Genomic DNA, 18,728 nt, shown 5'->3' on the forward strand with positions numbered 1-18,728 from the left:
ACGACCCGTTATGTCCATCTGATGAGGGGGATCCTCGGGGCCCCGGCGGACCGGGCCGTCTTCGAACCCCTCGTCCACAACCTCAAGAACGTCGTCACCGGCGGCGTGTGGCGTGTCACGGTCGGTGATCGCTCCGCCGTCCTGAAGGTGCTCACACATGTGCACGGGCTGCGCGAGGGCGGCTGGCGCGGCGACGAACGCCTCGTACGTCTGGGCATGTGCGCCTCGGCGGTGAAGTACGACTGGCTCGCGCCCCTTCCCACCGGCACCGGCCGGCCGTTGACGAAGGGCGCGGGGTCGGTGTCGGACCCTGCCCCTACAGTCCCGTTCATGACTTCGGACCACGGCAACGGCACCGCACCCCAACTCGACTCCCTGCGCGCCCTCTTGGAGAGGGCCAAACCGGCCCAGGCCCGCAAGGCCGTCCGGGAACTCGTCACGCTCGCCGACGACGAGGAGGCGCTCGACCTGGCCGTCCGCTTCGCCCGGATCGCTGACTACTCCTCGGAGCTGCTGTTACGGCTGTGGCCGACGGCCGCCGACCCCGACGGCTTCTGCGAGGCCCTGCTCGCCCCGGCCTTCCGCCGCGAGGGCCGCACCGAGCTACGGCTGCGGCGCACGGCCTCGCTCCGAGGACTACGGCACCTCACCATGCTCCGCGGTCTCCACCTCGACCGCCTCAAGGAGATCACGGACCTCACCGAGGTCGGCGCGCTCGGCGAGCTGAGGGATCTCGATCTCAACGGGTGCGCGGGCATCGAGGACCTCACTCCCCTCGGCGGCCTCGCCGAGCTGACCCGGCTCAATCTGCACCGCTGCCGGGCCGTCGCGGACACGACCCCGCTGCTGACCCTGGGCAGGCTGCGCGAGCTGGATCTGAGCATGACCAAGGTGCGTGCCACACCCAGCTTCGGAGCGGCCTTCCCCGCCCTGGAGACCCTGACGCTGCGCGGCTGCCGGGCCTTCAAGGACGCCGGTCAGCTGTCCGGGCTGCGCCGGCTCACCCATCTCGACCTCGGCTGGACCGGCATCCGCGACCTGACCGGCCTGCGCGACGTGCCCGCCGTCACCCACCTCGACCTGCGCAGCTGCGGCCAACTCCGCGACCTGCGGGGCATCGACGCGCTGTCCGACCTGACCGAGCTGACCCTCGACGAATGTCCCCGCCTGAAGAGCGTCGACGGATTCGGGGTGCATCCTCGTTTGACCAAGGTCGGCATCCATGGGTGCCCCGAACTGGCCGACCTGAGCGGACTGTCGACACTGACGAACCTCACCCGCCTGTACGTCCGGGGGAGCGAACGGCTCACTTCCCTGCGGGACATCGCGTCACTGCGCCTCCTGAAATCGGTCGGCGTCCTCGACTGCCCGTCCGTGCGGGACTTCTCCGCGCTCGGCGCCCTTCCGTTGCTCGAAGGGCTCTCCATGGTCGGGCTGGACCAGCTCCGCGATCTGTCCCCACTCGGCCTCGTGGGCCACGACCGACTCGCTGATCTGTCGGTCACCGGTTGCCGCAACCTGCGCACCTTCGGAGACCTCTCCGGCCTGACGGCGCTGAGCAGCCTCTGGATCCACGACCTTCCGTCCCTGACCGACCTCGACGGTCTCGGCGGCCTGCCCGCGCTGAGCAAGCTGACCGTCCTGAACTGCCCCCTGCTCACGGACGCCGACGGCCTGGCCGGCTCCCCGCTGCGCGAGGCGGTCTTCTCCCGCGACCCCGTCCTGGGCTCGCTTCGCGCCTTGGAGGAGTGCCCCGACCTGCGGAGCCTGAGTCTGATCAGCTGCCCCCTGGCGCAGGACATACCCGCCGGGGGAATCGAGACGCTCCGCCTGTCCGGCCTGGAATGGAAGGACGTGTCCCGCCTGGCCGGCCACACGAGCCTGCGCGAACTCGACGTCCGGGGCCTGTCCGAGCTGAGGGACCTCGGCGCGCTGACGGAACTGTCCGAACTCACGGAGATCAACCTGGGCCACTGCCGCGACCTGGAGGACTGCCGCCCCCTGCTCGACCTGCCGTCCCTGAAACACGTCACCATGCCCTACCGCATGTGGTACCGCGAGTACCAAGGAGATCCCGATCCCGTCATGACGGAACTCGCGGAACGCGGGGTGACCGTAGTCCACCCCTGACTCACCGGGAGGCAGCGTACTCACCGTGAGGCAGCGTGCCGCCGTCCACCGCGTCGCCGTGACCGCCCCCGCCGGACCACCGGCACGGCGAGCGCGGCCAGCAGCGGTGCGAGCAGCAGCGGCCACCACGAGTTCGCGTTCTCGCTCTCGCCGACGGCGGTGGAGTTCTTCACGGACGCAGCGCCGGACGCGGAGGGGGACGGAGCCGCGGTCCGGTGCTGCGGTACGGCCTTCAGGGTGACGTCGTTGCCGTCGCCCCCGCGATAGCTGATCCGGTACGTGGTGTCGGCGAGCTCGACCGAGGCGCCCTCGCGCAGGCCGGAGAAGGCGCCGGTCGTCCTCGCGCGGCCGGTGTGGTCGAGCACCCTGATCTCGCGGGCGGGGCCGGTCCCGGCGGCCGACAGATCGAGGTCCCCGGCCAGCCGGACCGCGCCCGTCACCTTCAGGGGCTTGTCGCGCAGGACCAGCGTGCCCTTCGCGCCCTGCGTGTAGTCGCCGGTCACCGTGAGGGCGCCCGCGACCTCGCCGTCGTTGACGACCGCGCCCCGTACCGTGCCCTTGCCGCTGAGGGACGTGGACACCCGAAGTCCCGTCGTCCGCACGTCCAGCCGCGCACCGGCCGAGGTGAGCCGAATCGCCTTGCTGTGCGCGAGCGTGGCGCCGGAGGCGAGGGCGAGCGTGCCCTTGGTGACCGTCGTCGGGCCCGTGTACGACACCTCGCCGCCCGTCAGGGTCGTCGTCGCGGCGCCCGACTGGGTGAGCCCGCCGGCACCGTCAATTCGGGACAGCGACAAGGGAGTTGTGGCGTTTCGGACGATCAGCGTGCCGTCGTCGACGATCCGTCTGCGCTCGGTGCCGGTCATCAGCGAGCCGTCACCGCCCCGCGCGCCCGAGCCCAGCCGCAGCACCGCGCCCTTCTCGATGGTCGTCGAACCGTCGTAGTGCTGCTCCGCCGCGAAGGTGACGTCGTTGCCGGACGTCCCCTTGATCACCACGTCCCCGGCGCCGGGCGCGGCCAGTGTGTCGTGGTACCGGCCGCCGCCGATGGGCGCGCCCAGGGTGACGGGACCGTCGTAGGCGAAGGTCAGCCGGGACCGGACGCCGCTCGCCATGTGCAGGTTGATGTAGACGGTGTCCTTCGTCCCCGGCATGAAGATCTTGTGGGTGGTCCCGTCGCCCCACTGGACGTCCGCACCCTCGACGTTGGTGCCACGCTTGTTCAACTGATGAGCGACAGGGCGCCAGTTGAGGCCCGGGTCGCTCAACGACGGGTCGGAGTCGCCGCCCTGGTCGCTGTAGCCGTACTGGCCGGTGAGCACGACCTTGCTGCCGGGCCGCGAGTGGACGTTGACGTCGCTGCCGTACGCGCGCTGGTAGAAGTTCTGCCGCAGGGTGATCGTCTGGTACAGCGGGGTGTCGATGATCCAGGAGCCCTGGTTGAGGATGGCGCGGGCGTTCGGGAGCGCCACCGGGTACTCGGGGCGGCCCACCGCCATGCCGGTGCCGTTGTCGATCACTCCGGAGAAGGGGTGGGTGCCCGCGAGGTCGAGGGTGCCCCACATGTTGCGCGGCTGGGTGACCAGGCCGGAGCCGCTGATGGTGCCGATGTTGAAGGTGCGGGTGAGGGAGAGGCGCAGGGTGCCGTCGACGCGGACGTTGAGCTGGTTCAGCTGGTAGCCGGGCGTGTTGTAGGGGAAGTGGCCGATCAGACCGGTGCCGCCGCCGGTGCCGTACTGGAGGGTGGCGCCCCGCTCGACGGTGACGGCGGGCGGGTCCGGGTTGCTCACGGTGGTATACGGGTGGTTGCCGCCCTGGGTGGTCACCTTCTGCCGCTGCCGGGCCGCCGGGAGCGTGAAGTCGCTGTCCTTGGTGAGGATCAGCGTGCCGCCGCCGCGCACGGTGAGGGTGCCCCGGCCGCGGAACACCCCGGCGTACGTCGTCGTGCCGGACGGCACGGTGACCACCGTGTCGCCGGTGAGCGTGACGTCCCGGTCCGCGAGGACGTCGGCGGTGGCGTCACGGCCGGCGGCTGGAGCGTCCCGGAGGCGACCGGAGCCGAAAGAGGGAGGCGCGGTGACCAGAAGGGCGACGGTCGTGAGGGCGCCTACGGCGGCTGCTGTCTTGTGGGTATGGCTGCGCACGTCATCGGAGACGTACGCGGACGGCGGCGATAACAGAAATCTCGCGTGCATCTTTGTCACGCGCGACCCGTTGACCTTCCCGTAACACACCCTTACCTTTTCGGCGTTCGTAATGACAGATGCCGTACGAAATCTCGAATCCCCTCCGAGAGGCGTCAGATGAGACGTGTGTACGCAATCCTTGTCGCCCTGTGCTGCGCGGTCGCCGCGGCACTGGCGACCGCCGGACCGGCCCAGGCGGCGGCCCAGACCATCACCAACGGCACGCAGTTCACCGACACTTCGGGCAACGTCGTGCACGCGCACGGCGGCGGGGTGATCAAGGTCGGCAGCTACTACTACTGGTTCGGCGAGGACCGCAACGCCGACAACACCTTCAAGTACGTGGACGCCTACCGCTCCACCGACCTGAAGAACTGGGAGTTCCGCAATCACGTACTGACCCAGTCCAGTGCCTCCGAGCTGGGCACCGCCTACATCGAGCGGCCGAAGGTCATCTACAACGCGTCCACCGGCAAGTTCGTGATGTGGATGCACAAGGAGAACGGCGTCGACTACAGCCAGGCGCGCGCCGCCGTCGCCGTCTCGGACACGGTCGACGGGAACTACACCTACCAGGGCAGCTTCCAGCCGCTCGGCCAGTACATGTCCCGTGACATCACGACCTTCGTCGACTCGGACGGCACCGGCTACATGGTGTCGGCGGCCCGCGAGAACTACGACCTGCAGATCTACAAGCTCACCGCCGACTACACGGGCATCGACAGCCTGGTCGCCAACCCGTGGGTGGGCGGCCACCGCGAGGCACCGGCGCTGTTCAAGCGGGGCGGCGTCTACTTCATGCTGACCTCGGCGGCCACGGGCTGGAACGCCAACCAGCAGCAGTACGCCACCGCGACCAGTCTCGCCGGCCCCTGGACCGCGATGACCAACGTCGGCGACTCGACGACGTACAACTCGCAGACCGCGTACGTCCTTCCGGTCCAGGGGACTTCGGGCACCTTGTACCTGTACATGGGTGACCGGTGGGGCAACTCCTTCGGCGGCACCGTCAACGACTCGCGTTACGTCTGGCTGCCGTTGACCTTCCCGACCTCCACCTCGATGTCCATGTCCTGGTACCCGGAGGTCTCGGTCGACACCACCGCCGGCACGATCACCGGGACGAGCGCCACCTACAACACCCTCGTCGGCCGGTCCAGCGCCAAGTGCGCGGACGTTCCCAGCCAGTCGCTGTGGCAGGGCGTCGCGATCAGCCAGTACACCTGCAACAGCGGCACCAACCAGAAGTGGTGGTTCAAGGACCTGGGCACCGGCTACTACGAACTCATGGGCCGGGGCAGCTCCCTGTGCCTCCAGGAGAACTCCGCCAGCGTCACCCAGGAGAACTGCACCGGCGCCACCGCCCAGCAGTGGAGCCTGACCACGTCCGGCAACTATGTGCTCGTCAAGGCCCGGGCGAGCGGCGAGTGCCTGGACGTGTCCGGCGCGTCCACCGCCAACTCCGCCGCCATCATCACGTACACCTGCAACGGAGGGACCAACCAGCAGTGGACGCGCGGAACATGACGTCAGGTCAGTAGATCGACGGCGTCGACGGAGGTACCCGCGCTGAGGAAGGACGTCGACCCCGAGCCGCTCGCCACGTAGATCTTCAGCGTGTTGTACGCACTGGTGTCCGTCAGCCAGGCGGACGCGGGAACGCTGTAGGTGAACGTGTAGTTGTTGCCCCGGTAGGAGCCCACGGTCAGCGACCGGGTGCTCGGCTGGGTGGGCGGTGAGGGGACGGCCGAGGTCCAGGTGTCGTTGACCACGATCTGCGGGCGGCCGTTGGCGTAGGCCGTGGTCACGCCGATGCGCAGGGTGTGCGCGGCGGCGGCCTGGGCGGCGGTCAGCCTGAAGTACACGATGATGCCGCTGTTGACGTCCTTCCACAGATAGCAGGGGAACGCCGAGGTCTCGGTGCCGCTGCCGACGACCACGTTGCCGGTCCAGGACGCGGCCCGGACGTCAGACGGATGCGCGTACGTCATCAGGTCCGCGTTCTTGAACCCGCTCGGCGTGCCGTCCCAGGTGCCGATCCGCCAGATCGCGCTCGCGTTGGACGGGTCGTTGGAGGAGGGGATCGCGATGCTGTTCAGCGTCGTGGTCCCGCCCGCCGTGACCGTCACCGACGACGTGTACACGGCGAGTTCGCCCTTGAAGACCGTGAGGGTGTACGACCCCGGCAGCACGCCCGCGATCGAGAAGTAGCCGTCCGAGGCCCGTGCCGAACCCCAGTACTGCGCGGCCGAGTTGGCGAGCCCGACCGTGTACGCGTACGCCGTGTCGCGACCCGAGATGCCCACGCCCGCGACCCGGCCCCGGCCGCTCGCGGCCGTGTACCCCGAGATGCCGAGCGAGTCCGCCCAGGAGGTGGTGAGGTTCCCGGCGTGCAGCGAGGAGGAGGGCGCGCCGCCGTCCGTGAAGGCGATGACGTACGGACCCTGGAGGCCGAAGCGCTCCGACTCCGTCTGGTTCTCGCCGTAGTACAGGATCTCGTACAGTCCGCCGCCGTCCGCGCTCTGGTGCCGCAGCAGGGAGCGGTAGAACGGGCCGCCGGAGGCCTTCTCGTGGTTGCTGCGCACGATCCACAGGCCGACGCTTCCGGTGGTCCAGCCGATGTAGTTGTAGTCGATGACCCGGAGCTTCGAGTAGTGCTTGGAGCGGGTCTGGCCGTCGGACTTCGCGAAGACGTCCGCGGACTCGATGGTGGTGGGCGCGTAGGTGTAGGAGTCCGGCTCGTCGTTGAGGAACAGGCCCGCCTTGACGCGCACGATGTAACGGGTGGCGCTGACCGAGGTGTCGGCCTTGTTGGTCCACAGATAGACGTTGTTCTCGCCGCTGCGGGCCGCGTAGTAGTGCTTGAGCGTGCCGTACGCGACGGAGACGAGGATCGTCGAACCGGACTGCGCGATGGTCACGGTGGAGGTGCCGAGGCCGGACTCGACGTGCGAGTTCTTGCCGCCGTAGCCCTGGTACTCGGTGCCGCGGTAGACGAGCGAGGTCAGGTCGCCGTTGGTCTTGCTGACCTTGAAGACCAGGTTGGCGCCGGTGTCGACGACGTAGTTCGAGCCGTCGTCCGTGTAGCCGAAGCTCGCGGCGGCGGCCGTCGGGGTGAGGGCCGTCGCGCTCACGGCCGCCGCGGTCGTACCGAGGACGAAGGTGCGGCGTCCGAGGGATCTGTCGGTGGATCCGGACATGGGGGTGCCTCCTTCGGAGGTGGGGGTGTGCGGGTGTCCGGAAGACTGACAGTTGAATCGATTTCGCGAAAGGGCTTTCGCTCCCTGGGGGTTGGCAATCATGTGAAAACGCGCCGAGTACTAGAAAGCGCTTGCGGAGAGCGGTACGGTCCTGCCGCCAGGTCTTGTCGTCCTGTTGGAGGAGCCGCAATGAGACGTTTCAACGCTGCCGGGGTGGCCGCGGTGGCCGCAGCTACCGTGCTGACGGCCACGCCCGCCCAAGCGCATGGAGGACCCCGCGCCCTCGGCCTGGAGAACTGCACCGCGACCGCCTGCCACTTCGACGTCGCGCCCGGCACGTACGACGTGCGCGTACGGCTCGGCGGGGAGAGCGCGGCGAGCACGAGCGTCAGCGGTGAGACGCGCCGCGCGCTGCTGCCCGAGACCGCCACGGCGGCCGGGAAGCCCGTGACCCGCAGCTTCACGGTCAACGTCCGCACCCCCGAGGGCGAGCCGACCGGCCCCGACGGCACCCTCGGCCTGGACCTGGCCTTCGGCGGCTCCGCGCCCGCCCTCGCCGACATCGAAGTCACCCCGGCCCGCCCCCACACCCGCCAGATCTTCCTGGTCGGCGACTCCACCGTCTGCGACCAGCCCGGCGACCCCTACACCGGCTGGGGCCAGCAGCTGCCCCAGTACCTCCGCAAGGGCGTCTCGGTCGCCAACTACGCGGACTCCGGGGAGAGCACGGTCACCTACCTCGAGAACCCCGCGCTCTTCCCCACCGTCCAGCCGCTCATCCGGCGCCACGACCTGGTCCTCATCCAGCTCGCGCACAACGACAAGACGACCGACGAGCCGACGTACCGCGCGAACCTGGAGACCCTGGTCGCCGGGGTCCGCGCGCGGGGCGGCGACCCGGTCCTGGTCACCCCCATCGTCCGCCGCTGGTTCAACGCGGACGGCACCCTGAACAACGACACCGCGCTGCTGGTCAACGGCCTCGGTGTGAACCACCCGGCCGTCATCCGCTCGGTCGCCGCCGCCGAGCACGTGCCCCTCATCGACCTGACGGCCAAGACCAAGGCCCTCGTCGAGTCGCTGGGCGTCGAGGGCTCCAAGGCGATCTACCTCTACAACGAGAAGCGGGACAACACCCACACCTCCGTGCACGGCGCCACGGTCTACGCGGGCCTCGTCCGCGACGAACTCCTCGCCCAGCATCTGGTGCCCGAGCGCCAGGTGAGGGTGGGATGAACTCCTGGGGCGTCCCGTCCGGAACCGGGGCGCCCCAGGTACCACCCGACCGAGCCGCCGAACCACGGAGCGCCACTGATGCCCGACGAGGACCGCACCCTCAGCCCGTACACCGGCTACACCCGCGCCCACTGGGAGGCGGCGGCCGACTCCCTGCTCGCCGCGGTCGCCCCGTACGCCACCGAGAACGGCGCCCTCTACCACCTCCCCGGTGCGCACACGAGCTGGTCGGGCCGACTCTCCGACGGCCTGGAGGGCTACGCCCGCACCCTGCTCCTGGCCGCCTTCCGCCGCGACGAGAAGGCCCTGGAGCGATACGCCGACGGACTCGCCGCCGGCACGGCCGGCATCTGGCCGCGCGTCGAGGACCGCAGCCAGCCCCTCGTCGAGGCCGCGTCGATCGCCCTCGCGCTGCGGCTCACCCGGCCACTGCTGTGGGACCGCCTGGACGACGGTGTGCGGCAGCGGGCCGCGGCCTGGCTCGGCGACGCGCTGACGGCCGAACCCTGGGCCTGCAACTGGGAGTTGTTCCCGGTGACGGTCGGCGGCTTCCTGGCGGAGGTCGGCCACGAGCCCGAGGCGTCGCGGGCCGCGATCGACCGGGGCCTGGAGCGGATCGAGGAGTGGTACGTCGGCGACGGCTGGTACACCGACGGCCCCGGCCGTGCCTTCGACTACTACAACGGCTGGGCGATGCACCTGTACCCGGTGCTGCACGCCCATCTCGCGGACGACACCCGGCTCCTCGACCTGTACGGCGGCCGGCTCTCCCGCCATCTCGCCGACTACGCCCGGCTGTTCGGAGGCGACGGCGCCCCGATGCGCCAGGGCCGCTCCCTCACCTACCGCTTCGCGACGACCGCCCCGCTGTGGCTCGGCGCCCTCACCGGCCGTACGCCGCTGTCGCCGGGCGAGACCCGACGCCTGGCGTCCGGCGCCCTGCGTCACTTCCTCGACCGGGGCGCGGTCGACGACCGGGGCCTGCTCACCCTCGGCTGGCACGGCCCCGACGAGACGGTCCTGCAGGGCTACTCGGGCCCGGCCTCCCCGTACTGGGCGAGCAAGGCCTTCGTCGGCCTGCTCCTCCCGGCGGACCACGAGGTGTGGACGGCGAGGGAGGAGCCCGGACCGACCGACCGCGCCGACGCCGTCACCCCCGTCGGACCGCCCAACTGGCTGCTCCAGGCCACGACTTCGGACGGCCTGGTCCGCCTCCACAACCACGGCAGCGAGGACGTCCGCTACGACCCCTACTACACGCGGCTCGCGTACTCGACCGCGACCGCGCCCTCGACGTCGTACGACAACAGCGTGATCGTCGGTGACGATCCGAGCCGGACGGACATCGAGCCGCTGGGCGCCGGGGACTGCTGGGTGGCCTCCCGGCACACGGCGGGTGGGGGAGCGCGGGTCGTGAACCTGGTCGTCGCGCGGGGAGCGGTGGAGGTGCGGGCCCACCTGGTGGCGGGAGCGGACCCGGGGACGCCGGTACGCGTCACGGGATGGCCGGAGGACGACGGCGTGCACGCCGAACTCCTCTCCGCGCACAACCTGTTGGACTCCGTCGGTGTCACGGGACCCGGCGCCACCCTCTTCGTCGCCCTCGCCCGGCTCACCGGCGAGCCGGACCCCCTGCCCCTCACGGAGTCGGTGTCCGTGAAGGTGGAGGGGGAGGAGGGGCAGGGGGAGTACGACGTCCGCGTGAGCTGGCCCTCGGGCCCCTCGACGTGCTTCCGGTTCAGGGCTTCAGACGGGCGACCTTCAGCGTCGTCGTGGTCGGTGAAGCCCCGGTGAGGGCGCTCGCGTAGGACGGGGTGACGGGGGCGTACGCCCAGGTCAGGGTGCCGTCCTTGAGGGTCGCGATATCACCGGAGATACGCGCCTGGACGACCTTGTCCGGCGTCTTGAGGGCGCCGTTCCAGTCGATCAGGCGCAGGTGGGTGCCGGTGAAGGTGCCCGTGCAGGTGCCCGCCGAGCACTTGGCGTTCTTCAGGGACTCCCAGGAGACGAGGAGCCGGTCCTTGCCGTAGGGGGCTATGTGGACGTTGACGTTCTCGGTGCCTGCGGCGCTGGTGAGGCGGACCGGCTTGCCCGCCGGGGTGTTGCGGTTCTTGAGGAAGGCGACGGCCACCTGGTGGGTCGACGTCTTCGGCTTCACCGTCCAGCCGCGCCCGCTCGCGTCGTCCGGGTTCTTGGCCGCGGAGGCGGCGCCCCGGGAGGCGAAGGCGGTGGCGTACCGGCCCGTCGAGGACTTCACCAGGTCGCCGGTACGGCCCGCGAACGTGCCGCCGCAGTAGCCCGCCCAGCACTGCTCGCGCTGCACGGCGGGTGCGTTGTCGGGGGCGCCGATGCCCGTCGAGACGAACAGGCCCGAGCGCCAGTCGTCGAAGCACAGGGAGGTGAACGCGCCCGTCGTCTCCGCGTGCAGCGCGATGCCCTCGTTGTGGCTGCACCCCCAGCTCCAGCCGCCCGTCAGTTTCGCGCCCTTGGCGCTGACGTAGCTCAGCTTGTCGCCGAAGTGGCCGTCCGCGAAGCCGCCCGCGCCGTGCACGACGAAGTACGTGCCGTACTTGGTGCCGTTCCAGGTGAGCTGGCCGTCCAGCAGCGGAGCCGTGTCGTGCGAGGCGGTCCCCGTGAGCTTCGTACGGAAGGCCTGCGTGCCGTTCCTGTAGCGGATGAGGGCCGCCGCCGTCTCCTTCCACTTGTTGGTGTCGGAGACGCGGGTCAGCAGCGCGAAGCCGTCGTTGTGCGCGACCAGGCCGCCGACCTCCTTGGTGCCCTTGACGACCGTGTCCGCGCCGGAGCGCTTCCCGGCCGCCGTCAGCGGGGTGACGTGGACGCCGTCGGACGCGGGCCAGGCCACGCGGAGAGTGCCGTTCGGGGCGACGGCGGTCGCGGTGCGCGTCCACTCGCGGGCGTTGTTGTACCCCGCGGACAGGTACGGGAACTTGGCGGCCAGGTTCACCGTGGTGTTCGAGACGGCCGCGAGCTGCGGGGCGGCGGCCGTCGTGGTCGTCGTCGGCGTGGCGGTCGCGTACCAGGCACCGGCCAGGACACCGACGGCCCCGAGTCCGGCCGCCAGGGGCTTACGGGCCACGTGGCGGCGGCGGTGCGATGGGGTGGGTCTTGCGTTGGTCATGCCGGGTGGTCGCCACCGCGGGGCGAAAGGCTGCCGCGCTTCTCGGGACGCGACACCGGACACGGTTCGGCGGGCGCCGAAGGATCGCGCGTCTAGCGTTCGCGGTATGGACAACTCCTCACCCCGGAAACCGGCCGAAGGCGTCGTCGCCATGGTCGACCACGTCCTCGATCTGGCGGCGACCTGGACAGCCTGGGACGGCAGGCCCACACACGTCGACGACCGTGTCTACACCCCGCACAAGGCGATCCGCCGTGTCGCCGACCATCTCCTCGACCACTTGGCCGAGCTGGAGGCCCGGCTCGTGGGCGAGAAGCCACTGCCCGACCACTGGCACGCGTCGGCGAGCACGACGCAGGCGGACCTCGCGCCCTTCACCCACGAGGACCTGGACGAGGCGCGCAGCCGGCTCACCCGCCTCGCCCGTATCTGGGCGAACCGGCTCGACACGCTGACCGAGGAACAACTCGACGACTCCCCGGGAGAGGGGTGGAGCTTCCGTCAACTGGCCGAACACCTCGAGGGATCGACGTACTACGCCGACGCTGTCGGCAAGCTGACGTGATCGCCCGCCGCTCCCGCACCGGAAGGTCGACATGACTCCCTTCGCCGCGCTCCACCACGCCGACGCGCCCCTCCTGCTGCCCAACGCCTGGGACCACGCCTCGGCCGCGCTCCTTGCCGCTCAGGGCTTCGCGGCGATCGGTACGACGAGTCTCGGTGTCGCCGCGGCGGCCGGACTGCCGGACGGGGTCGCGGCGACCCGGGACCTGACCGTGCGGCTCGCCCGGCAGCTCGGGGGCGCCCCCTACCTGCTGTCCGTCGATGCCGAGGACGGATACAGCCAAGGCCCGGCCGAAGTCGCCGAGTTGGCGCGCGAACTGGCCGCCGCCGGAGCCGTCGGCATCAACCTGGAGGACGGCCTCGGTCCCGCCGACCTGCACGCGGCGAAGATCGCGGCGGTCAAGGCGGCCGTACCGGACCTCTTCGTCAACGCCCGCACCGACACCCACTGGCTCGGCGACGGTGTGGACGAGCGGGAGACCGTCCGCCGTCTCGACGCCTACCAACAGGCGGGCGCCGACGGCGTGTTCGTCCCCGGACTGACCGACCCGGCCCGCGTCACCGCCCTGCTCAAGACCCTCGACGTACCGCTGAACATCCTCTACTCACCCGCGGGCCCGCCCGTCTCCCACCTCGCCGACCTCGGCGTACGCAGGATCAGCCTGGGCTCGTACCTCTACCGGCGGGCTCTGGGCGCGGCGCTGGACGCGATGGCGGACATCCGCTCAGGCCGGCCACCGCGGGGCACCGCGCCGACGTACGACGAGGTGCAGGCACTCAGCGCGCAGGCCCGGTAGGCGCGGCTGTGCGGGCCGCGCCGGGGCACGCTCCGGCCGCGACCGGGTGAGGCGGGTCCGGGTCCTCAGGCCGCCACGATGCGGCGACTGCCCGCGGTGCTTCGGAAGCGGGCGCGGTACACGGTGGGAGAGACACCGAAGGTGTGCTGAAAGACTCGGCGCAGGGACTCCGAGGAGCCGAATCCGGCCTGCTGCGCCACTTCCTCCACCGTGCCGCTGCCCCCTTCGAGGAGAGCTTGAGCGGCTTCGACCCTGCTGGATTCGACATATTGGCCGGGAGACATGCCGATCTCGGTACGGAAGAGCCGCCCCAGGTGTCGGGCGCTCACCCCGCTCACAGCGGCCAAGGAGTCGAGGGTGTGCTCGGCCGAAGGGTCCGCACTGACGTGATCCAGTACGCGTCTCACCGCCGAGTGCCGAGGCTGACATGAGAGCAGTCGGGTGCTGAACTGGGCCTGTCCGCCGGGCCTGGCCATGAAGACGACCAGTTGCCTGGCCACGCTGCGCGCCACCTCGGCCCCCCAGTCCTCTTCGACCAGGGACAGCGCGAGGTCGATGCCCGCCGTGACGCCGGCCGATGTGACGACGTGGCCGTCCCGGACGAAGAGAGGATCGCTCTCCACCCGTATCCCTGGGAAGGCGGCCGCCAGGTCCGGGGCGAGCTCCCAGTGCGTGGCGGCGCGCCGACCGTCCAGGACACCGGTCGCGGCGAGAACGAACGCCCCCGCGCACACGGAGGTCACGCGCTCGGCCCGATCGGTCAGGTGCCTGACCGACTCCACCAGGTCCGTGTCGCCGACGGCCGCCCGCCAGTCCCTCCTCCCCGGGACCAGCAGGGTGCCGATCCGGCGGGGCAGCGAGGAAACCGAGCCGTTGACGCCGAGCACCAGTCCCGATGAGGTGACGACGCCGGCACCGGTGGGTGAGACGACGCGGACGTCGTAGTGCGCACCGTAGCGATTGGCGGTCGTGAAGACCTCGACCGGGCCGGAGACATCCAGGAGCTGGACGGCGTCGAAGGCGATGACGGCGACCGTGTGACTGTGGCGGGACACCGGCGGGACTACTCCTTCCAGGGTGAGTCGAGGATCGTACGGACGAAGTCACCGCGCTGGAAGTCCGGGTCGAAGTGCTCCAGAACGTCGGCCTTCACGTTGCCGAACGTCGTCTCCGGCTTGCGGCGGATACCGTCGTGGAACGCCTGCAGGATCCCGTGCTTGAAGTCGGGGCGGGGGTGCAGGGCCACGATCTCGGCCCGGTCCGCCTCCGGGATTGCGTCGTATCCGATGCCCAGTACGTCGTACTCCACCCCGGCGGTGACCAGGGCCACCTCCGGCTCCATGAACTCCGGTATCCCGGGAGTGGTGTGCAGGGCGATCGCCGTCCACACGCGGCGGACACTGTCCTCCGGAATCCCGTGCGCCTGCAGGAACCGCCTCGCTTCGTCGGCGCCGTCCACTTCGAAGCGGCGGCCGCTGTCACGGAAGGTCTCACCCAGGCCCACGTCGTGGAACATGGCGGCGATGTAGAGGAGCTCCGGGTCGAAACTCAGGCCGCGGTTGCGCCCCTGCAGGCTGCCGAAGAAGTACACCCGGCGCGAGTGGTGGTAGATGAGCTCACTCGTGGTGTCACGGATCAGCTCCGTCGCCTCTCGGGCCGGCTTCGTCGCAGGCACGTCCACGTTCGCCGCCCCAGCACGATCGATTCCCATCTTGTCCACCTTTCCTGGGTGTATGTCGCCGTCCGGTCGGCGCTGCCATCTCCAGGTTGGCACCGGTGGTCTCCGCCTTGCCATGGCGATCACGACGTCCAACCCACAGATACCGACATGGGCCCCTGATCACGGTTCCCCGATCGAAGTACCACGGTGAACCGGCACGCACAGGGCGGTCGACAGGGAGGCCTTCGCATCGGAGTCGCCACCGCTGCCGCCGTCCCGGCATTCGTCACGCATACGCGGTCGCGCGGCTTCTCAACACATGGGCGGAGAAGGTGAGTTGGTCCCCCGGTGTCGCCGGGGGACCGCCCGAGTCGTGGGCCCGCGTGGTGGGGCTTAGTGTGGATGTTGTACGAGGAGGCGTTGTCATGCCCCTCACCCGAGCGGCGAAAGAGGCCGCGGGCTGGTGACGGCCAAGGGCGGGGAGGGTGCCGTCACGTTCCTCGCGTCGCGTCGCATGCGATGTCGGGGAACTGCCGACCGCCCCTGACGAAAGGGAATCCCGTGCGAACCAAGAGCAATCGAATACGTCGTGTCTGCGTTGCCGCGTGTGCGGCCCCTCTGCTGGTGCTCACCGGGGCGGCCGCCGCAGGCGCCGCGGCGACGGTCACCGTCCCCGCCGCCGTGCCGCGCGCCCTGCAGACCTCGCCCGGCGAGGTCCTGCAACTGGTCAACGCCGAACGCGAAAAGGCCAACTGCCCCGCACTCCACGAGAACGCGCAGCTGACCCACGCCGCCAAGGTCTTCGCGGACGACGCCGCCAAGAACAACATCACCACGCACACAGGCTCCGACGGCTCCTCGCCGCAACAGCGCATCAAGGACGCCGGCTACAACGCGGGGCCTTCAGCGGAGAACATGTCCTGGGGTGACACCAGCGCCAAGCAGGTCGTCGACGGCTGGATGGGCAGCGGGGGCCACAAGGGCAACATCGTCAACTGCTCGTTCAAGGACACCGGCGTTGCCGTCAGCGGAAAGTACACAGTGCAGCTCTTCGCGGCGCCAGGTTGATCCCTCCCTCTGCCGGGCGACTCAGAGCGCCTCGGCCAGCCGGTCCGCGAAGGCGACCGGGTGCTGGAGGACGCCGAGGTGACCCCCGGGGAACTCGACGAAGTCGCTGCCGCTGAGATCGGCGAGCAACGAGGCCGTGCGATAGGGGAGTTGACCCCGTGAATCGCTTCCGGCACCGAGCGTGAGCCGGGAGGACAGACCCTTCAGGGCGTCCAGATCCAGGGCATGGGAGGTGAAAGGGCGTAGGACGCGGCCGAGGAAGATGTCCATGGGCGTGTTCTGCGTCTCTCGGGAGTCCGGCATGTTCTGCTCGCTCCGCGCGCTCTCGCCGCCGTCGGCGGCAGTAGACGCGGGGCGTGGACCGGGCTCCCAACTCCGGCCCTCCAGACCGGCGTTGAGCCTGGCCGTCGCTGCCGCCACCCCCTCCGTACGGTGGATCTCGTACACCTCTGTGATCATCGTGTGCTGCCGGGCCGCGTCCGGCAGCACTCCGATGCTCGGCGGCTCGTGCGCGACCACGCGCCGCAGCCGCTCCGGGTACCGGGCCAGCAGGTCGAGGGCGACGATCCCACCGGAGCTGCTCCCGAAGACGCAGGCGGACTCGCCGTCCGGGAGGAGGGAGTCGAGCAGCTGGTGGGCGCGGTCGCTCCACGCCTCCACCCGCTGGTCCCCGACCGGCCCGTCGAGCGGGCCGCGGGACAGCCCGAGCGGGTCGTACGTCACCACGGTGAACCGCTCGGAAAGGCGTGCGACGGCGCCGTCCAGCCCCATGGGGTGACCGGCCCCGCCGGGAATGACCAGCAGCAGGGGCCCGCTGCCCCGCACGTCGTAGTGCCCGTCGTAGCGCTGGTCGTAGTGCCTGTCACGCATGATCCTCTTCCTTCCGCTCGCTCCGTGGCCAGTGCTCCAGGGCCGTGTGCAGGCCGTCGAGGGCCCGCTCCCACGAGGTCTGCACGTCCCTGGCGGCGTGAAAGCCGCCGATCGCCTCCAGAGCGCAGAAACCATGGAAGGTGCTGCGCAACAGCCGTACGGCGTCGGTGAGGTCCGGCTCGGACAGGCCGTACGCGTGGAGCATGCCGTAGGTGATCTCGGCGGTACGCCGGAACGCGTCGGACGCGGCCCCGACGGCGGGGTCGACCGGGGTGTGCGTGGCGGCGTAGCGGCCGGGGTGAGCGAGCGCGTACGTCCGGTAGGCGCCCGCGAAGGCGACGAGGGCGTCCTTGCCGGCCCGCCCCGCGACCGCCGTGGCGATCCCGTCGATCATCTCGCCCGCGGCCAGCAGCGCGACCCGCGTCCGCAGATCCTGCAGGTTCTTGACGTGCGAGTACAGGCTCGCGTCCTTCACCCCGAATCGGCGCGCCAGCGCGGACAGGGTGACGTTCTCGAACCCGACCTCGTCGGCGAGATCGGCCGCGGCCTCGACGACACGGTCGGCCGTGAGCCCGGCACGGGCCATGGGGACCACCTCTGGAGCACTGGCTTGGCTGGGTTGCCTTGCTGATTACCTAGGAGTCCTAGGCAGGGACCTAATATACACAGGCACGTGGGGAGTGAGAGGCTGTAGCGGACTGGGGGACGTGGTGATGCGGGGAGGACGTAGTGATGCTTGAGCAACTGCCCGAAGGGCTCGTCACGCCCGCGCTGGTCGTGGACGCCGACGTACTGGACCGGAACATCGCCCGCATGGCCGAGGCCGCCAGGACCGGCGGCTTCGCTCTCCGGCCGCACGCCAAGAGCCACAAGTGCGCGGAGATCGCGGGGCGGCAGCTCCGGGCGGGTGCGCGCGGACTGTCGGTGGCGACCCTGAGCGAGGCGGAGGCGTTCGCGGCGGCGGGCGTGGACGACCTGTTCATCGCCTATCCGCTCTGGCCGGACGAGAGCAGGGCGCGGCGCCTGCGCCGACTGGCCGACGTGGTCGCGCTGCGGGTCGGCGTCGACTCGGTGGCGGCGGCGCGGCGGCTGGGGGACGCGGTGCGGGGGAGTGACCGCGCGGTGGAGGTCCTGGTCGAGGTGGACTGCGGGACGGCACGGACCGGGGTGCCGGCCGCGGACGCGGGCCGGGTGGCCCGCGCCGCGTCGGACGCCGGGCTGAGCGTGCTCGGCGCGTTCACCTTCCCCGGACACGGGTACGGCCATGACCCCGAGGCCCGGGAGCGGGCAGCCCGCGACGAGGAGCGGGCCCTGTCCGAGGCGGCGGAGGCTCTGCGCGAACTGGGCCTGGAACCTCGGGTGTTGAGCGGTGGCTCGACTCCGACGGCGGGTCGCTGGCGCCCCGGCCCGGTCGACGAACTCCGTCCCGGTGTCTACGTCTTCAACGACGCCCAGCAACTGGCCATGGGCTGCTGCGGCGTCGACGACCTGGCCCTCGCGGCCGCCTCGACGGTCATCAGTGTCCCCGCCCCGGACCGTTTCGTCCTCGACGCGGGCAGCAAGGTCCTCGGTGCGGACCGCTCCGCGTGGGTGACCGGCCACGGCTATCTCCCGCGGTACCCCGCGGCCACGATCACCGCCCTCTGGGAGCACCACGCGGTGGTCCACCTCCCGGAAGGCGTACCCGCCCCCCGCCTCGGCGCGGTACTCGCCGTCGTTCCCAACCACGTCTGCCAGCCGGTGAACCTCGCGGACGAGCTGGTGATCGCCCGACAGGGCGTGGAACTGGACCGCTGGCGGGTGGCGGCACGCGGCGCCAACACCTGATCGCCGTGATCGCCATGATTGCCAAATAAATTCTGCAAAAATACTTTTGGAAAG

15 protein-coding genes are annotated in these 18,728 nt (G+C 70.5%); 8 read left to right on the forward strand and 7 right to left on the reverse strand.

Going from position 1 to position 18,728, the window contains the following annotated elements; translation table 11 throughout:
- Positions 1-21 precede the first annotated feature (21 nt).
- Positions 22-2,130, forward strand: a complete 2,109-nt coding sequence (locus OG798_RS39160; protein ID WP_328758507.1) for a leucine-rich repeat domain-containing protein — start codon at positions 22-24, stop codon at positions 2,128-2,130.
- 20 nt (positions 2,131-2,150) lie between these two features.
- Here OG798_RS39160 and OG798_RS39165 read toward each other — a convergent pair whose 3' ends face one another.
- Positions 2,151-4,271, reverse strand: a complete 2,121-nt coding sequence (locus OG798_RS39165) for an autotransporter (RefSeq protein WP_328760128.1) — start codon at positions 4,269-4,271, stop codon at positions 2,151-2,153.
- 159 nt (positions 4,272-4,430) lie between these two features.
- Between OG798_RS39165 and OG798_RS39170 the strand changes: the two genes are divergently transcribed.
- Positions 4,431-5,840, forward strand: a complete 1,410-nt coding sequence (locus tag OG798_RS39170; RefSeq protein ID WP_328758508.1) for an RICIN domain-containing protein — start codon at positions 4,431-4,433, stop codon at positions 5,838-5,840.
- Positions 5,841-5,842: 2 nt separating this feature from the next.
- Here OG798_RS39170 and OG798_RS39175 read toward each other — a convergent pair whose 3' ends face one another.
- The gene (locus OG798_RS39175; protein ID WP_328758509.1) at positions 5,843-7,513 is read right to left on the reverse strand and encodes a rhamnogalacturonan lyase B N-terminal domain-containing protein; all 1,671 of its coding nucleotides are present in this window, start codon (positions 7,511-7,513) and stop codon (positions 5,843-5,845) included.
- Positions 7,514-7,702: 189 nt separating this feature from the next.
- On the opposite strand from OG798_RS39175, the gene OG798_RS39180 reads away from it, so the two are divergent.
- Both OG798_RS39180 and OG798_RS39185 read left to right on the forward strand, forming a co-directional pair.
- Positions 7,703-8,749, forward strand: coding sequence for a rhamnogalacturonan acetylesterase (locus OG798_RS39180; protein WP_328758510.1), 1,047 nt, complete (start codon positions 7,703-7,705; stop codon positions 8,747-8,749).
- Between the two features lie 78 nt (positions 8,750-8,827).
- Entirely contained in the window at positions 8,828-10,543 is a 1,716-nt protein-coding gene (locus OG798_RS39185; protein WP_328758511.1) for a DUF2264 domain-containing protein, read from the forward strand.
- Here the strand turns inward: OG798_RS39185 and OG798_RS39190 are convergent.
- Positions 10,488-11,888 (reverse strand): hypothetical protein, encoded by a 1,401-nt coding sequence (locus OG798_RS39190; RefSeq protein ID WP_328758512.1) that lies wholly within the window; start codon positions 11,886-11,888, stop codon positions 10,488-10,490. The genes OG798_RS39185 and OG798_RS39190 overlap by 56 nt on opposite strands.
- 106 nt (positions 11,889-11,994) lie before the next feature.
- Here OG798_RS39190 and OG798_RS39195 point away from each other — a divergent pair, with 106 nt between their 5' ends.
- The gene (locus tag OG798_RS39195; RefSeq protein WP_095852009.1) at positions 11,995-12,453 is read left to right on the forward strand and encodes a hypothetical protein; all 459 of its coding nucleotides are present in this window, start codon (positions 11,995-11,997) and stop codon (positions 12,451-12,453) included.
- Between the two features lie 31 nt (positions 12,454-12,484).
- Positions 12,485-13,249 carry an isocitrate lyase/PEP mutase family protein gene (locus OG798_RS39200; RefSeq protein ID WP_328758513.1) on the forward strand — a complete coding sequence of 255 codons (765 nt, stop codon included), beginning with the start codon at positions 12,485-12,487 and terminating at the stop codon, positions 13,247-13,249.
- A gap of 65 nt (positions 13,250-13,314) precedes the next feature.
- Here OG798_RS39200 and OG798_RS39205 read toward each other — a convergent pair whose 3' ends face one another.
- Together OG798_RS39205 and OG798_RS39210 are read right to left on the reverse strand one after the other, a co-directional pair.
- Positions 13,315-14,304, reverse strand: coding sequence for a GlxA family transcriptional regulator (locus OG798_RS39205; protein ID WP_267063090.1), 990 nt, complete (start codon positions 14,302-14,304; stop codon positions 13,315-13,317).
- An 8-nt stretch (positions 14,305-14,312) separates the two neighbouring features.
- On the reverse strand, positions 14,313-14,960 hold the full coding sequence (locus tag OG798_RS39210) for an HD domain-containing protein (protein ID WP_267063091.1): 648 nt from the start codon (positions 14,958-14,960) through the stop codon (positions 14,313-14,315).
- A 510-nt stretch (positions 14,961-15,470) separates the two neighbouring features.
- Here OG798_RS39210 and OG798_RS39215 point away from each other — a divergent pair.
- Positions 15,471-15,977, forward strand: coding sequence for a CAP domain-containing protein (locus tag OG798_RS39215; protein WP_328758514.1), 507 nt, complete (start codon positions 15,471-15,473; stop codon positions 15,975-15,977).
- A gap of 21 nt (positions 15,978-15,998) precedes the next feature.
- Here the strand turns inward: OG798_RS39215 and OG798_RS39220 are convergent, their stop codons facing one another.
- Together OG798_RS39220 and OG798_RS39225 are read right to left on the reverse strand one after the other, a co-directional pair.
- Positions 15,999-16,847: an alpha/beta hydrolase gene (locus tag OG798_RS39220; RefSeq protein WP_328758515.1), complete on the reverse strand. Its 849-nt coding sequence runs from the start codon at positions 16,845-16,847 to the stop codon at positions 15,999-16,001.
- The gene (locus OG798_RS39225; RefSeq protein WP_099920084.1) at positions 16,840-17,433 is read right to left on the reverse strand and encodes a TetR/AcrR family transcriptional regulator; all 594 of its coding nucleotides are present in this window, start codon (positions 17,431-17,433) and stop codon (positions 16,840-16,842) included. Before OG798_RS39225 ends, OG798_RS39220 begins: the two co-directional genes overlap by 8 nt.
- Before the next feature lie 146 nt (positions 17,434-17,579).
- On the opposite strand from OG798_RS39225, the gene OG798_RS39230 reads away from it, so the two are divergent.
- The gene (locus tag OG798_RS39230) at positions 17,580-18,674 is read left to right on the forward strand and encodes an alanine racemase (RefSeq protein ID WP_267063093.1); all 1,095 of its coding nucleotides are present in this window, start codon (positions 17,580-17,582) and stop codon (positions 18,672-18,674) included.
- Positions 18,675-18,728: the final 54 nt, after the last annotated feature.

Origin of the sequence: Streptomyces sp. NBC_00271 (assembly GCF_036178845.1) — a bacterium.
GTDB lineage: Bacteria > Actinomycetota > Actinomycetes > Streptomycetales > Streptomycetaceae > Streptomyces.

What these genes read in the sequence shown, in the direction of transcription:
- OG798_RS39230 (WP_267063093.1), top strand. Translation starts at nt 17,580, where the DNA reads ATGCTTGAGCAACTGCCCGAAGGGCTCGTCACGCCCGCGCTGGTCGTG.
- OG798_RS39225 (WP_099920084.1), bottom strand. Translation starts at nt 17,433, where the DNA reads ATGGCCCGTGCCGGGCTCACGGCCGACCGTGTCGTCGAGGCCGCGGCC.
- OG798_RS39175 (WP_328758509.1), bottom strand. Translation starts at nt 7,513, where the DNA reads ATGTCCGGATCCACCGACAGATCCCTCGGACGCCGCACCTTCGTCCTC.
- OG798_RS39160 (WP_328758507.1), top strand. Translation starts at nt 22, where the DNA reads ATGAGGGGGATCCTCGGGGCCCCGGCGGACCGGGCCGTCTTCGAACCC.
- OG798_RS39210 (WP_267063091.1), bottom strand. Translation starts at nt 14,960, where the DNA reads ATGGGAATCGATCGTGCTGGGGCGGCGAACGTGGACGTGCCTGCGACG.
- OG798_RS39200 (WP_328758513.1), top strand. Translation starts at nt 12,485, where the DNA reads ATGACTCCCTTCGCCGCGCTCCACCACGCCGACGCGCCCCTCCTGCTG.
- OG798_RS39195 (WP_095852009.1), top strand. Translation starts at nt 11,995, where the DNA reads ATGGACAACTCCTCACCCCGGAAACCGGCCGAAGGCGTCGTCGCCATG.
- OG798_RS39190 (WP_328758512.1), bottom strand. Translation starts at nt 11,888, where the DNA reads ATGACCAACGCAAGACCCACCCCATCGCACCGCCGCCGCCACGTGGCC.
- OG798_RS39185 (WP_328758511.1), top strand. Translation starts at nt 8,828, where the DNA reads ATGCCCGACGAGGACCGCACCCTCAGCCCGTACACCGGCTACACCCGC.
- OG798_RS39220 (WP_328758515.1), bottom strand. Translation starts at nt 16,847, where the DNA reads ATGCGTGACAGGCACTACGACCAGCGCTACGACGGGCACTACGACGTG.
- OG798_RS39170 (WP_328758508.1), top strand. Translation starts at nt 4,431, where the DNA reads ATGAGACGTGTGTACGCAATCCTTGTCGCCCTGTGCTGCGCGGTCGCC.
- OG798_RS39180 (WP_328758510.1), top strand. Translation starts at nt 7,703, where the DNA reads ATGAGACGTTTCAACGCTGCCGGGGTGGCCGCGGTGGCCGCAGCTACC.